The organism is Microcoleus sp. B7-D4 (genome assembly GCF_036705125.1).
GTDB lineage: Bacteria > Cyanobacteriota > Cyanobacteriia > Cyanobacteriales > Microcoleaceae > Microcoleus.
The window spans coordinates 1-14,880 of the sequence record NZ_JAUBTT010000097.1 but is presented as its reverse complement, the minus strand read 5'-3'; the positions used below and the strand labels follow the sequence as shown (position 1 = coordinate 14,880).

General features: G+C 43.6%; 10 protein-coding genes. 4 read left to right on the top strand and 6 right to left on the bottom strand.

The annotated features are described in order from the left end of the window. Window positions 1-56 precede the first annotated feature (56 nt). A complete protein-coding gene (locus QUB12_RS29800; RefSeq protein ID WP_333309694.1) occupies window positions 57-2,498 on the top strand; it encodes a glycosyltransferase in 2,442 nt (813 codons plus the stop codon). 20 nt (window positions 2,499-2,518) lie between these two features. Here the strand turns inward: QUB12_RS29800 and QUB12_RS29795 are convergent, their stop codons facing one another. Together QUB12_RS29795 and QUB12_RS29790 are read right to left on the bottom strand one after the other, a co-directional pair. After that, a complete protein-coding gene (locus tag QUB12_RS29795; protein ID WP_333103205.1) occupies window positions 2,519-3,961 on the bottom strand; it encodes a tetratricopeptide repeat protein in 1,443 nt (480 codons plus the stop codon). A gap of 20 nt (window positions 3,962-3,981) precedes the next feature. Beyond that, window positions 3,982-9,090: a tetratricopeptide repeat protein gene (locus QUB12_RS29790; protein WP_333309692.1), complete on the bottom strand. Its 5,109-nt coding sequence runs from the start codon at window positions 9,088-9,090 to the stop codon at window positions 3,982-3,984. Window positions 9,091-9,203: 113 nt separating this feature from the next. Between QUB12_RS29790 and QUB12_RS29785 the strand changes: the two genes are divergently transcribed. Beyond that, entirely contained in the window at window positions 9,204-9,425 is a 222-nt protein-coding gene (locus QUB12_RS29785) for a hypothetical protein (RefSeq protein ID WP_333309689.1), read from the top strand. A 4-nt stretch (window positions 9,426-9,429) separates the two neighbouring features. On the opposite strand, the gene QUB12_RS29780 is transcribed toward QUB12_RS29785, so the two are convergent. Next, window positions 9,430-10,800, bottom strand: coding sequence for a calcium-binding protein (locus QUB12_RS29780; RefSeq protein WP_333309687.1), 1,371 nt, complete (start codon window positions 10,798-10,800; stop codon window positions 9,430-9,432). Between the two features lie 82 nt (window positions 10,801-10,882). Between QUB12_RS29780 and QUB12_RS29775 the strand changes: the two genes are divergently transcribed. Continuing rightward, window positions 10,883-11,500, top strand: coding sequence for a hypothetical protein (locus QUB12_RS29775; RefSeq protein ID WP_333181115.1), 618 nt, complete (start codon window positions 10,883-10,885; stop codon window positions 11,498-11,500). A gap of 375 nt (window positions 11,501-11,875) precedes the next feature. Here QUB12_RS29775 and QUB12_RS29770 read toward each other — a convergent pair whose 3' ends face one another. Then, window positions 11,876-12,094 (bottom strand): hypothetical protein, encoded by a 219-nt coding sequence (locus tag QUB12_RS29770; protein ID WP_333103199.1) that lies wholly within the window; start codon window positions 12,092-12,094, stop codon window positions 11,876-11,878. A 90-nt stretch (window positions 12,095-12,184) separates the two neighbouring features. On the opposite strand from QUB12_RS29770, the gene QUB12_RS29765 reads away from it, so the two are divergent. Next, window positions 12,185-13,219: an IS701 family transposase gene (locus tag QUB12_RS29765; protein ID WP_445252155.1), complete on the top strand. Its 1,035-nt coding sequence runs from the start codon at window positions 12,185-12,187 to the stop codon at window positions 13,217-13,219. Between the two features lie 182 nt (window positions 13,220-13,401). On the opposite strand, the gene QUB12_RS29760 is transcribed toward QUB12_RS29765, so the two are convergent. Continuing rightward, window positions 13,402-14,553: a Fic family protein gene (locus tag QUB12_RS29760; RefSeq protein WP_333103196.1), complete on the bottom strand. Its 1,152-nt coding sequence runs from the start codon at window positions 14,551-14,553 to the stop codon at window positions 13,402-13,404. After that, window positions 14,525-14,880 (bottom strand): DUF4007 family protein (locus QUB12_RS29755; RefSeq protein ID WP_333309683.1); only part of this gene is annotated, 356 nt, incomplete at its 5' end. The genes QUB12_RS29760 and QUB12_RS29755, both read right to left, overlap by 29 nt.

Sequence of the window (14,880 nt, the reverse complement as noted above, 5' to 3'; positions counted from 1 at the left end):
GTTGGGTTTCGTACCTCAACCCAACCTACATCTACATCTGTTTAATTAGTATCTTTATGGAAATGCAATCGCAAAATTTAGTATCTCATATCCTCTCTCCTGATAATTCAGAATTAGGTTTTCAGCCCCAATTCTTAGAGGCTTTTAATACCTCAAATCAAAAAGTTGCAATCCTAGCAAGCAACGAATTTGAAGGATTTTCTAAAAATGGCGGTATCGGCACTTATTATACCACATTGAGCCAAAAATTAGCAGCAGAAGGTTGGTATGTCATCCTCTTGCTTTGCCACAGTCATGAGAACTTCCAAGGGAGATCGCAACTACCAAATCTCCACCACATCTTCTCTACCGGCGAAGTTGAAAAAGTCCTAAATCTTCAACCTATCCACCAAGGAATTTTATCGAAATGCCAAGAAGACTCTATCAGTCAATGCTTTGATGGCGAAAGTTTCTGCTGTTTGTTCTTTACTCAAGCAATTGTTGCTACTTTCCCCGAAGCAGTTGTTTATGTTGAATTTCCCGCAATTTGGGGATTGGGTTATCGCACGATTCAAGCCAAAAAATCAGGTGTAATAGGTAATAGTTGCCTCATTGGTGTTACAGATCACGGTGGTTTTGAGTGGTTGCGAGAAGCTAATAGCAGATATACAGTAGATTATCCTAAATGGTTTTGGCAGGCTTATCACTACGAACAATATTCTTATGACAGTGCCGATTTAAGTTGCTTTCCCTCCTACTTTTTAAAGTCTAAAGTAGAAAGTTATGGCTGGAAAACTGCTCATGCTGTTCATTTACCTTATTTTATTCCTATCCTCAACTTATCAGCGGATGTAGGGACGAAGCATTCGGGCAATAATTTACCGTTAAAAACCCATGTTTTGTGTCCGAATGCTTCGCCATCCGAAGGATTAAAAATATCCGATATTCTGACTACTCAACTTGATAGGAAACAGATACCGCTGGTATTTTTTGGGCGGTTAGAGGAGAGAAAAGGACTCTGTACGTTTGTAGAGGCCCTTCAGTTGCTTAACCCGGATATAGCCGAGAAAATTTACATTCTGTTTCTTGGTAAAATCATCAAATTAGAGTCAACTGTGCTTGAAGGGTTGGATAGTCAGCAGTATATTGATGGCGCTTTAAAGGGTAAATTTTATTACCATATTTTGCCGGATTTATCCAGCCTAGAAGCAATTAATTTAGTCAGCCAGTCACCGACACCCATTGTCTGTCTTTGCAGCTTGCAAGAAAACTTTCCCAATACCGCTTTAGAGATGGGACAGTTAGCCGTTAGTTTAGTGGTTTCAGATACGGGAGGATTTCAAGAAACCTTAAATTTAATTTCAAGAACCGATGGGGTGCGCTGGTTTGAGCCAGGAGACGTACACTCTCTCGCCGGCACCATCAGTGAAGCTATTTCAGCTTGTCCTGAAACGCCGATCGCCCCAGATCGCACTTTATTAGAACAAGTGAATCAAAAATTACTCAACCAAAAACTTGAATATATGAGCGAAGCATTTATCAAATCAGCACCCAAAGACCCCCAAAATCCCCGCGTAACCATAGGCGTGACTTGTTTTCCTGATACGATAAAAGTTTTGGATTGCCTGGAAAGCCTAGCCGGACAAACTTATCAAAATTTAGAAGTTATTGTTCTGTATAAAACACCGATCGGCGAATCCATACCAGAGGCGATCGCTCTGGCTAAAGAGCAGTTTCCTACCTATCAGTTTGTCGAGTTCGATGTTAATAAAAGTTTGGGAATGGCTTATAACTGTTTGGTAGAACTGGCGACGGGAGAATATTTTTTGCACTTTGCGGGCGATCGCATCGCACTCCCGATGATGGTAGAAAAATTTGTCACGGCGGCTTGTGAATCTGATGCCGTAGCTGTCGTATGTCCAGACATGAAGCTGGACAAAGATTTGGAAGTTATCAACTCGAATGACGGCTCTTTACTCAAGCTACTGGAATTTAACCAAAGTCAGGATTTGTGCGCTCTATTTGCGGTGGAGTTGCTGCGAGAGTTTCGGTATTCCGAGGTCAGGGATTTGCTAGCTTTAAATTGGCATATTTTAGCGGCTGCGATCGCCACTGGTAAAGAGATTGCCTACTACCCCTATCCCCTCTACCTCTCTGACTCCCACTCTGCTTTTGTTATTGACCCAGCAAAAATCCCAAAAGAGCGGTATTATTTGCGTCAATACTTATCTCAAATAGAGGCTTCTCGATGGACTCAACGCCAACTCAATCTACTTTTAACCTGCGTCGAACAACTTTGGCAATCGGAAACACAAAAGCAAAGCCAAATGTGGCAACTTGAGCAAGATAGAAATCGATACCAAGCTTTAGCATCTCAATCCCAAGCTTGGATGCAGACAGCGCTAGAAACCCAAGACGAACTGGATAGCTTGCAATCTCAACTCCAACAGGCTCAAGCTGAAATTGAGAGTTTAAAAACAGAACAGCAACAAGTTCAAAAGCCAATCACTACCCGCTAAAACCTCGCTATTAAGATGGGTTAATCCCAATCAAATTTCATGCCCAGATATTCCTCTAATTTCTGGTTGTGAGGTCGGAAAAACTCGGCTAAAGTCTGCCGCAAATCATCGCTTAGAGGATTATAAGACCCCGGATTATAATTGGAATATTCTACAAGGGGATAATCCGGCACCCCCAAAAACTCGAAAACTTGAGTTAGAGTAGCCGCTGGATTAGCATAAAAGTCTTCACTCCTTAAAATTAAAAACTGTTCTCTCGGAAATACAGCCATCCACTTCTTGATAAAGTGGAAATACCAACCCAATAATAAATAACCTTTTTCTGTCTGCCAGTAGGTAAATTCATCTTCACCATCAGATGAGAGATGTTCTATTTCTGAAGCAATTACCTCAGCAAAAGCCCTTTGTTCGCTGCCATAATTAACCAGCATTTTATAATGAGAAAATGCTCTCTTTACAGGATTTCTTAGCAGTAAAATAAGTTTAATGTTAGAAAAAATTAAGCCTAGTTGTTGGGCTGAACTTTGGCTGGCAAAATACCAAGGAGTGGCTTCGCCAGTCAAAAAAATAGATTGTTTTGGGATTGGGGGAAAATGAGAGAGATAATAATCAATCCCCTTATCAAAAATTTCCAGATGTAATCCCACTTCTTTTCTAATAGCTGGTAAGATATTAGGGTGTTCGGTTAAGTAGGCATATAAAGAACTGGTACCGCCTTTGCCAGCACCAATGATGAGAAAATGAGGGTGGCGTGGGTTTTTTGTATCCCAATAATTTTTAGCAAAATCAGGTCGTGTCTGTAGGATTTGCTTGTAACAGGCATTGTGATAACATGAGATAGCCTCTGCCAAGTTTCCTTGATAAGTTAATAAATCTCCCAAACCGATGTAAGGCAGAGCAAAATTAGGATGGTTTTGAATTACGTAACGATAGCAGCGAACTGCTTTCTCCAAGGCTAGGGGATTTTCTATTTCGTATTTTATAGAGTAACTTACTCTATAGTATTCTATTAAGTTATAGTGCGCTTCAATAAATAGCGGTTCAATTTCAATCGCTTTGAGACAACAAGATATAGCCTCTTCCAGCTTCCATTGTCGTTGAAAGATTTCCCCCAATCGATAGTAAGCTTGATAAGCAATTGGTTTTAGCTCAATTGCAGAGCTGTAAGCAGCGATCGCCTCTTCTAACTTTTCTTCCTTGACCAATCGCTCGCCTAGCGCATTATACATTTCAAAAGCAGCATCGACTTCTCCTCGTTGTTGCAGCACAAAAGCCAAGGTTTTCGAGATACCTGTCAAAGTGGGTTGAATTTTGAGTGCACTTTCACAAGCTGTAACTGCCTCATCAAGTTGACCCCGTTTGTAATATAATTGGGCCAAATTGATGTAAATTTCGGCGTTATCTGGCTTAATTAACAAGGCTTTTTGATAATGTACAATTAATCTATCAATTTGCTCAGACATGGAGGATTTTTATCTCAAATTTAGAAGATTCTAGGTTTTAGCTTAATAGCGCGGCGATAACAGACAGTTGCTTCATCAGTTTTCCCCTGTGCAGCTAGAATATCGCCCAAGTTTCTGTGCGACCAAGAATAATCTGGGTTTACTTCAATTGCCTTGCGGTAGGAGAGTACCGCTTGCTCCCATTCACCGTTACTCGACTGAACTTTTGCCAAGTTGTGATAATGCCAAAATGAAGGAGAAGGATTAGTTTCTATCGCGCGATAGTAGCTAGATATTGCTTCCTCTCGCTTACCTTGTGCTGCTAAAACTTCGGCGAGTTCGTGATGAGACCAACAATGATTTGGGTCAATATCAATAGCGCGACGGTAGGCAGCCAGCGCCAACTCCCAGTCCTTCTTCCGAGCAAAAGCCTTACCTAAATCTAAGTGAATAGCCGGATTTTCAGGGAATGTCTGAAGCATTGTTTGATATAAATTAATCGCTTCATCCAGCCGATTGTGGTTCACCAAAGTATTGCCCAACTGTAAGCCAATTTCCGGCGATTTTTGCTTAATTTCTAGGAACTCGTGATAAGTCTCTACTTCATTGGCATTGACTTTAATCGCCTTGTGATACCAGTTAAAGGCTGTATCTAAATCTAATCTAGCTCGTTCTCGGAAAGCACCCGCTAATTTGCTTTCAATCCCCGGTAGTTCGGGGTTGAGCTCGACAGCGCGAGAGTAGGCCGCAATCGCCTCCTCCCAATGCTGGCATTGCGCTAGCGCTTCCCCTAAATTGTAGAAAGTCCAAGCCCAGCTTGGGTTAAGCTGTGTAGCATAACGGTAGGGAGCGATCGCCTCCTCCCACCGTTGTAATTTAATCAGTGTATCTCCTAAATTATTGTGCGACCAAGAATTATCCGGGTTTAACTCAATTGCCCGACGATACACACTGACGGCTTCATCCAACTTATTCAGCTTTGTTAGCGCATCTCCTAATTGATGATAAACTTCCGCCGAATTAGGATTGAACTGGATAACTTTTCGGTAACTAACAACGGCTTCTTCCCAAGATTCTTGTGCAGACAAAGCCTTTGCCAAACCATAATGCGACCCCGCATTATCCGGTTTAACTTGAATGGAATGACGGTAAGCATTAATTGCCCCTTCCCACTCCTGTTTCCTGCTCAAAACTTCCCCAATATTATGATAAGCTGGTGATAACTTAGGATTCAACTGAATAGCCAGACGATAACACGCCACCGCCTCATCAACTTTCTCCTGTCCCAACAGCGTATTCCCCAGAATTAAGCATTGCTCTGCGGTGGCTCCTCGCGGTTCTAAATTCACTGCCTTATACGAACAGATTGCTGCTTCATCGGTGGCACCAATTCGCTCAAAAACGTTTGCCAATTTTCGATAAAATTCTGCAACTTGAGGCTGTAAACTAACGGCTTTTTGGTAAGAATTAATTGCATCTTGCCATCGCTGCTGCTGTGCGAAAACATTACCAAGACTTGCCCAAACCTCAGCAAAATTCGGTTGAATTTCTAATATTTTAAAATAACAATTTTTGGCCTCTTCGAGTTTCCCACTAACTTGCAGCGCTTCCCCCAATATATGGTAAGCACCAACAGCCTGGGGTTGAAGTGAGATTGCTCGTTGACACTGCGCGATTGCCTCAGACAATTTCCCCTTATTATAATAATGTCCTGCCAAAACAATTAACGCCTCGGCATCTTCAGAAGTAAGCGAATCTAGCAATTTATGGCTATCATGTAGCTTATTTTGAGCGCTAGATAAATCCCCAAATTTCGCCGATTTATGGCTATCAAAACTCCCATTTTTATGGCTGGATAAATCCGACACATCCGCCGCCTGGTTAGTTAATTCTATAGCTTTTTGATAATAAACTAACGCCTCTTCTAACTTTCCTTGGCGCTTCATAGCTTCCCCCCAATTTTGATAAGCTCCTATCAAATTCGGGTTTAATTCCAAAGCGCGTTGGTAACAATAAATGCCCATACTAATATCATCTAACTGGACAAAACTATTTCCCAGATTGACGCATTCTTGTTCTGAAAATTTTTCCGGTTCCAGACTCAATACAGCATACCAACAGTCTGCCGCATCGCTCGGCTTATTTAACTGCGTCCAAACCTTTGCTAAATTGCGGTAAGCTGCCGTTAAATTAGGATCAATGTGTATCGCTTGTTGATAATACTTTATGGCTGAATCCCACTGTTGCTGCTGTGCGTATAAACTGCCTAAGTTTACATAAGCGGCGGCAAAATTAGGCTGAATTTCAATCGCTTTAATGTAGCACTGTCGGGACTCTTCAATCTTACCTTTTGCGTGCGAAATATTGCCCAGGATTTTGAGAATCGGTGCTGACTTCGGTTGAATATTCAAAGCTTGCAAACAAGCTGTTTCTGCTTCTTCTAATTTTCCTTGTGTTAAATAAACTTCGGCTTGTTCATTTAACTGCGCTAGGGTAGCTTCAGAATTGATAGTAGTTTGCATAGAAGTAAGTTTGGCTGCGGAGGGATACTGCACTGCGGTAGCTTCAGAATTGATAGTAGTTTCCATAGAAGTAAGTTTGGCGGCAGAGGGATACTGCACTGCGGTAATTTCAGAATTGATAGTAGTTTCCATAGAAGTAAGTTTGGCGGCAGAGGGATACTGCACTGCGGTAATTTCAGAATTCATAGGATTTTGCTTCTGAGTCGGCTTCGCGATTGAGGAATTATGATTTATTATATTGGCAATTTTCATCATTTCTTCCAATTGGCTAAAGCTAATTTTAATATCTTCGGTCAGCGGATTTTGATACATCAGCTCTCGGATGGGATAACAGGCAAATACCTCCCCTATTAAATAGTAATGTTTTAGCCCTAAAAGTTCACTGATGATACAATAATAAGGTCTAAGATAGTGAGGAGAAACAAGTTCAATAATTTTAGTACCATTGCGGCAAAAAATAATATTAGTTAACCCACTACCATGCGGGGCTATAATTATTTTAGCATGATAAAATAGCGCAATCTGTTCCACTACCGACAAAGATTCTGTTACAAAAGTTTGAAAACCGAATTTAGCCAGGTAATCAATCACTTCTCCTTCATTGATTATCCGCCGATATTGAGACTTGGCTCGACTAATGTAAATACGTTCTGGGTAAGGGGAACTTGACGATGAAATTTGTTTTAGAAATTGCTGCCGTAGAAATTTCAAAGCGCTCGGTTGCAGCCAACCGAGCGAACCCGAAAAAGATGGTACAATGAGTTTTTTAGCTTGAATGTAAGGGTGGCGATCGCTCTCGATAATCTTGGATGGTGAAATCCCCAACATTAAGAGCGTTTCTCGCTGAAAAGGTTGCGCGATGCTATTAACTAAAAACCAATCTATTTTCTCCCAATCTACCTTACTTTGACGTAAAATGTCGAGCCGGGGCAGAATATCCACCATCCAATGAAAGTAAACATTTCCAGAAAGTCCAGATAATACTGCAACTGTCCCATCAATTTGTTCTAATATTGGTAATTCTTCTAAATTAAAAACCCGATGTTTGTTTGTATCATGTCGCATACACCCCGGCAAAGAACCCGGATACTCGCGAGAAACATCTGTTAACAGATAATTATCGGGAGTAATAATAGCAATAGCATTACAAATCATCCAAGAGTTTTTTTGCGGAACAACCCAAGCGCGCCCATCTGGAATTACCGCTACGAAATTACTGGGGGAATCAATAGCAATGTTCGCTCCCTTATTAAAAACATGAATTCCTAACCCCTGATGAATGGGAGCAAACTGCTGGTAAATTCGCTTCAAGCACGGCGTGCAGTTTAATCCCTCACATCCCGCTTGAGAGGCATCAAAGTCAAGTAATTGGCTACAGACTGGATTAGACTCAAATTCCGCATCAACACCAACAGACATCTCTAATAAGCCTTGTGGGACAGGCATTTTGACTGCATTTGACTGGCTTTTCTGGAAATTGCTAATATAACTAGCCCCGTTTAATTGTGCGGTAACAACCCAATCTTTGGCAGATAAAGCGCCTTTGGGAAGCGAGTTTGCTCTCACTTTTTCCAACTGAAAGTAAATCGAACTAGCATTTGGTTGAATAATTCTTGCGATTTGACCTACTATCACCGCCGCCTTGAGCCGTTTCTGTTTTACCAAACAATGACTCACCCGCCCTAAAATATCTACGTCATTGGGTTTAACCTGTAAAGCTTTATGATAATAACTTTCGGCTTGTTTGTATTCACCATACTGAAATAAAACATTTCCTAAATGGACGTAAGTTTGCCAGAGATTGGCATAAACTTCGGGAGCGTTTGATTGCCGCTGTAGTGCTTGAAGAAATCTGGCACAGGCAATTTTAGCTTGTCCCAGTTCGTCAATTTCTTTACCTTCTACAGAGCTTTCCTGTATGGTTTGGAGAACCAGAGCGCAGTAAGCTTCAACAAATGTCGGCTGTAGGGAAATTGCTTTCTGAAAGCACGCCATTGCTGCATCCAGCTTGCCTTCTGCCATGAGAGAATAGCCCCACTCACTATAAGCTGAAGCGTTATCAGGAGCGAGTTCTATCACCTTCTCAAAACACCGACCCGCCGACTCGTGCTGACCTTGGCTCTGCCAAACTTGGCCGGCGTTATAATGGGCTAAAACCAGATCGGGCTGTAATGCGATCGCCTCGATATAAGCAGATATAGCGTCACCGACTTTTCCTTGTGCCTGAAATGCTTGGCCGAGGTTATTGTATAAGCTAGCCCACTTGGGGGAAAGAGCGATCGCTTGTTGGAAAACCTCGATCGCCTCGAATAACTTATCCAGCTTGACAAGAACGCAACCCAGATTGCTGTAAGCTTTGACATAATCAGGTTTAAGGGCGATCGCTTGTCGGTAGTTGCTTTCTGCTTCAGGTAGCAGATACCGCTCGTCAAGGACGACTCCAAGATTATAGTAAGCGGTTGCATTGTTGGGCTCGCGGGCGATCGCTCGCCGATAGGTAGTTTCCGCGTCCGTTAATTCTTCTTGTGGGTAAAGGATGTTACCGCGACTATAGTAGATATCTGCCTTGTTTTCCACGATCGCTATCAAATGGGGAATTGGGGAATGGCAACCTAAAAGCCTTGACACATTCGATTGCTTGTTCTTTCTGGAAACAGGTTTAGCTTTATCATATCAATTCCGGCGCAGGCCGGAATGATATCAAATCCGCGGTTCATCGTCGGGCGTAAAGTCGAATCCCGATGCCAACAAATAATTCGCGCAATTTTCATTTTTTTGACCCCTCCTTCTACAGTCAACAGTCAACAGTCAACAGTCAACAGTCAACAGTCAACAGTCAACAATCACGGACGGTGCAACCGGAATCGATATCACTCCTAGACGCAGCATTACCATTTACGAGGGGCAACCGCAGGGGATTTGCCCCTAGAAAACGCACTTGTGTAGAGGCTTTGCCTCCCTAGATATTTACACGATATCAAAGTCGTTGGAAGTGATATTCAGATTCGGTTGAAGCTGCATTAACGGTACTTCATTCCCTAGCGTACCCAAAGAATTGTAGTACACCAAACCGCTTGTTTTGTCGTAAATTACCCGAGCCGGACTCGCACCCTGATTATTAACATTAAAGTTATTAGTAACGCTAAAAAGATTTGCTGGCAACGTACCTGGTTGCAACACGGGCAAGGCCCTGCGATCCAATTGAATCTTATCTTGTGCTGGTGTGAAATCAGTCAACGTATCTAACCCAAAAGGATTTCCGTTTAGGCCGCCACCAACTGATACCGCTGATTCGCCCGATTCGAGATACTGGAACTGGAACGTATCTGCCCCCTCGTCCCCTGCTATTAAGTCATTGCCGACCCCACCAAACAAGAGATCGTTGCCGGCACCACCACAGAAGGTGTTATTTCCTGTACTGCCATAAATAGTATCATTGCCTTCACCACCACAACTTGTATCGTTGCCCTCATCGCCGAACAGCAAATCATCTCCCCTGCCGCCGTCAACGATATCATTACCCTCATTTCCGTATAATGTATCATTACCTTCACCGCCAGAAAGCGAATCCTCACCTTCATTGCCAAAGAGCAAGTCATTTCCAGACCCTCCAAATAGCAAGTCACGCCCTTGAGAATCTAGATTGTTTGGATTTCTAGTACCACCGTATACAGTATCATTGCCCTCACCACCTACGAGGGTATCATTGCCAATTTCGCCCCAGAGCAAGTCATTATCTTTGCCACCCAAAACGATATCATTACCTTTTCCGGCATAAATAGTATCGTTGCCAATGCCACCCGCGATCGCATCATCCCCACGATTGCCAAAGAGCAAATCTCCCCGATCATTTGTATCCGTAGTATTTCGATCGCCGTAATCACCGATAATCGTATCTTGACCTTGACCACCATAAAGAGTATCGGGCCCTTTTTCGCCATAGATCAAGTCATCTCCTTTACCCCCATAAGCGAGATCGTTGCCATTATCGCCAATGATGGTATCGTTTTGTTCCATCCCAAACAGTAGATCGTTGCCACTACCACCAAAGATTAATGCAGGTTGATTCTGCATTTGGGCAGACAAAGGTTGATTCTGATTGCGCTTCAATAAATCTATGACACCACCATAGATCGTGTCATCGCCACTGCCACCAATTAAGGTATTTGCACCGAACTCACCCCAGATTAAGTTATTGCCGTTGCCGCCAAAAATAAGATCGTTGCTTCCTCCATCAAAGATTAAAATGTCATCGTTAACCCCACTGTTGGGAAAACTGCGACCATTATCGCCAATAATCGTGATGCGCCCGTCGCTAGTAACTTTTGGCGGTTGCACTGGTGGCTGAAATATAACTGTTGGCGGTTCTGGGAGTTCTGGACACTCTGGGTCTAAATTGAGTAAGCTGACTTGGGTGGTAATGAGAGTTGGGCTTGAACTTGGAGATGGTGACAGGATTGGAGAAGCAGTCGCTGTTGAGTTGTTGGGGATTGTTACTGGTGGTATTGACTCAGTAGAAGAACCATTACTTGGGGAGGGTGGCAAGATTGGAGAAGAAGGCGCTGTTGAGTTGTTGGGAGTTGTTACTGGGGATGATGGCGGTGTAGAAGTACCATCACCGATGGGTGAGGGGGGTGTAGAAGTACCATCACCGATGGGTGAGGGGGGTGTAGAAGTACCATCACCGCTTGATGATGGCGGTGTAGAAGTACCATCACCGATGGGTGAGGGGGGTGTAGAAGTACCATCACCGCTTGATGATGGCGGTGTAGAAGTACCATCACCGATGGGTGAGGGGGGTGTAGAAGTACCATCACCACTCGATGATGGCGGTGTAGAAGTACCATCACCGATGGGTGAGGGGGGTGTTTCGACGCCTTGGATATCCATACCGCCCACAGCAACGGGGGGGGAGGGCAGGATTGGGGAAGAAGGTGCAGTCGAATTGTTGGGAGTTGTTACTTGTGACATTAGGTTTTTTGGAAATAAAAATTATTCAAGCTGGGTGATAACGGCGCATGAAACCAATAGGTATTAGGCGCCGAAACCAATTTTTAAGGATTTGAGCCTTTCTCTGTGACGTGTGAGGAGCCTGAAAGCCTTTTCTTTTTTGTATGAGTGCGTGATGCCTAACCTAGATAGAATCTAGGGTTAACCCTCTTGTGTAAAAATAAGATAGGTCTCCTATTGCCAGCCCGCTGGCTGAGTCCGATCGACTGATTTGCCTCATCAATCGCGTTGGCGATCGTCTCTTCAAAGAAGAACATTTAACGATCGCCCGAAGCGAAGCGCTAATTTCCAGCGTTTCAGGGACTTCTATCACCCCCAGCCACGCGGGCTGGTCTCAATTAGCGAATTATTCACCCTGAATCACATTGTCCGCCAGTCAATTTCTATTTTATATGCTTGAGTGCTATTTGATAAGGGAGCAGACTGCTGAGTCGATCGGGCGATCGCGCTTTTTTGCCACTGGGCGACGTGCCGTTTTTTGACGCGAGCGGGTTGTTTGCCGATCGACTTGTTGGAGTTCCTCCACCGTATTCATCGTTCTGGGGTTGTAACTTACTAGCAACTGAGTCACCTGACATATCATACCCACGAAATTGCTTAACCGAGCAGTATTGATTGCCATTCCGCCATCATATCTAGGACTTACGCATTGACAAAATCACAAAATAGTGCATTGATAAATATGAGTGGTCTACTTTCCAGGTATTTGACAATGAGAAAAACTACCAAACCCTCGACAGCACAATGCAACGCCGAAAAGTATATTTTATTTTTGCTCTTAGAACCAAAGTTTGGGGGGTGTAATAGGTTAGCAGAAATATTGGGAGATGTTTCCCATGATTCTATCAATCGATTTTTATTAAGAGAAAGATATGAACCGAAAGATTTATTCGAGACAGCTCAGAATATTATCACCTTAGAAGGAGGAATACTGAGTATTGATGATACAGTAATAGAAAAACCTTATAGCGACCCCAAAATCACAAAACTAATCGGTCGTTTTTGGTCTGGCAAATACCATAAAACGATGATAGGCTTAAACTTAATCACCCTGTATTATAGTGACATCAATGGTAATTCAGTCCCGATCAATTATAGAATATATGATCGAGAAGAGGGCAAAACAAAAAATGAATATTTTAGAGAAATGATGACGGAAATCATGAATTGGGGGGTGAAACCAAAAATAGTGACGGGTGATAGTTGGTATTCAGGAGTAGAAAATTTAAAATTTCTCAGAAACCAGAAATTGGGTTTTTTATTCGCAGTTAAAAAGAATAGAACTGTCTCCAGTGAACCTCAAAAGTATTGTGCAGTAGAGATTGTGGAGGTTTCAGATGAAGGAACAATCACTCCGAAGAAAGAATTTGGATTTATAAAATTGTTTAGGAAAGTGTTCAAAAAAGATGACTCTAGACACTATATTTTATATTTACCAAACTCGGAAGAACTCGGAGAAACAACTAGAAGTCAATTTGTGACGATTCATGATACTCATTGGGGCATTGAAAACTTTCACAGAGCAATCAAACAAGTTTGTGGAATTTGTCGTTTCATGGTGAGAAATACCAATGCAATCAAAACTCATATATTTTGTTCACTTCAAGCATTTGTTAAATTGGAGTTGATGCGCTCTGAAAAGATAATTGGTAATTGGTATCAAGTACAAAGAAATCTGTTCACTTTAGTTATACGTGAGCATATTTTTGCGAACCTTCAGAGTGATGCTATGGCCGAGAGTACATAGATAATGCTTTTTGTCAATGCGTAAGTCCTAATATCATTACAGCCATTCGCGATCGCACCGCCGACCACCGGTTAAATAGGCGTTATTTTTCCGAACCTACTTCCGTTATTTTTTGGGTCATAACAGCTAAAACCCTTGCAAATTCGTAACGACTACCTGGAATTAGGGGCAAAATGCCCAAATTAACTTCCGCTATTTTCCGAAAGCGATTCCCTTATTTTGAAGCAAGCAGAGATCCACTCCTCAGCTAGTGCGTAACTGCGGACTCTTGCCCCAGAACCCACCAAAACCGGATAGATCAAACCACCTTCAGTCCACTCTTGCAGCCATTCGCGGGCAGTCTTGTCCGAAATCCCAAACCAAGATGCAATATCTGAAACGCCGATCGCAAAGGGATTTTCCACTCCATCCAAAACCCTTGCCAAAAGTCGGGTGAGGAGCTGTTGAGAGCGACGCGACAGTTCTTCCCAGGGGGGTGCGTCAGGAGCAGCACCTTGATAGAGAGATTTGGCTTTGAGTTGCAGTTCATCGGCCGCACGGGCCATCGTCTCAACAAAATAAAGCAACCAGGGCGTGTGGTCAGGGTCGTGACGACCTTCGTAGAAGTTCACCGGCAGCCCCATCTGCAACGAACGGTAATAGCGATCGCGATCGGCATTAAAATACTCGTCAAACGAGAAAAACCCCCGCATTCGGTAGCCGGAACGCCACAGTTCAGCAGTAGCCAACAGCCGTCCCGTGCGACCGTTCCCGTCATTAAATGGGTGGATGCTGAGAAAGCGGTGGGTGAGGATAGCCGCACGGATAGGGGCTGACAATTCGGCGGCGGCTGTTGAAGATAGCCAATCGACTAATTCCCCCATCAGCACAGGTACGTCCCGCGGTTCAGGTGGCCCGTAATCGATCGCCCGCGTGACTGTATCCACCACCGGACATTCTGTGATGCGATACTCGCTTTTGCTACCCCGCCGTCCGCGACCGCGCACGATGACAATGCGGTGTAGTTCTTTGATAAATGCTTCTGTAATCGGGGTTTGTGCTTCGGTAAATTCCTCAACGCGGTCAAGCGCCCGCCAATAATTGCGGACTTCTTGTTCGGCATCACTTCCCGTGCGATCGCTCCTCGCTATCGCCCGTCGCACCGCCGCTTCATCCAAGGGATTACCCTCAATTTGAGTCGAGCTGCGCGTACTTCTTTGCAAAGCATCGTGGCGCAGGCGTAGAGTGGTATCGGGTGGCAGCGGTAACACCTCGATGACAGCCCGCGCACCCTCGATGACTCCCAAATGCCTCACCAGATCGTGACTATATGAGAAGCGGGGAATAAAACTCATGGACTAATACTTCTGGATCTTGTGTGGCTGCATCAAAACCCTTTTTGAGCCAGCCAAACTGGGGATGAAAAGTCTCGTGTCTGGCAAAGACCAGATTCCCACTATACGCTGGATTTAGGGTAGTGACAACTCCTACACCAACACAAGCTGTCACCATTGGTGTAGGCTTCTCAGTGACTCCTGCTATTGCATAGGACATTAACTGAGCTTTAAGAACGGGTTGCCCCACCGCTCTATTTTTGATTACTATTGCGGCATTATGGTCACGGTCTAGACTGCACCCACAGTGAGGACAGTCATGCCAACGAATATGCAGCTTTTTTGGTA

Excerpts from the sequence above, each read along its gene's own strand:
- QUB12_RS29800 (WP_333309694.1), top strand. The coding sequence starts at position 57 with ATGGAAATGCAATCGCAAAATTTAGTATCTCATATCCTCTCTCCTGAT.
- QUB12_RS29770 (WP_333103199.1), bottom strand. The coding sequence starts at position 12,094 with ATGGCAATCAATACTGCTCGGTTAAGCAATTTCGTGGGTATGATATGT.
- QUB12_RS29760 (WP_333103196.1), bottom strand. The coding sequence starts at position 14,553 with ATGAGTTTTATTCCCCGCTTCTCATATAGTCACGATCTGGTGAGGCAT.
- QUB12_RS29765 (WP_445252155.1), top strand. The coding sequence starts at position 12,185 with ATGAGAAAAACTACCAAACCCTCGACAGCACAATGCAACGCCGAAAAG.
- QUB12_RS29795 (WP_333103205.1), bottom strand. The coding sequence starts at position 3,961 with ATGTCTGAGCAAATTGATAGATTAATTGTACATTATCAAAAAGCCTTG.
- QUB12_RS29775 (WP_333181115.1), top strand. The coding sequence starts at position 10,883 with ATGAGAGTTGGGCTTGAACTTGGAGATGGTGACAGGATTGGAGAAGCA.
- QUB12_RS29785 (WP_333309689.1), top strand. The coding sequence starts at position 9,204 with ATGCCAACAAATAATTCGCGCAATTTTCATTTTTTTGACCCCTCCTTC.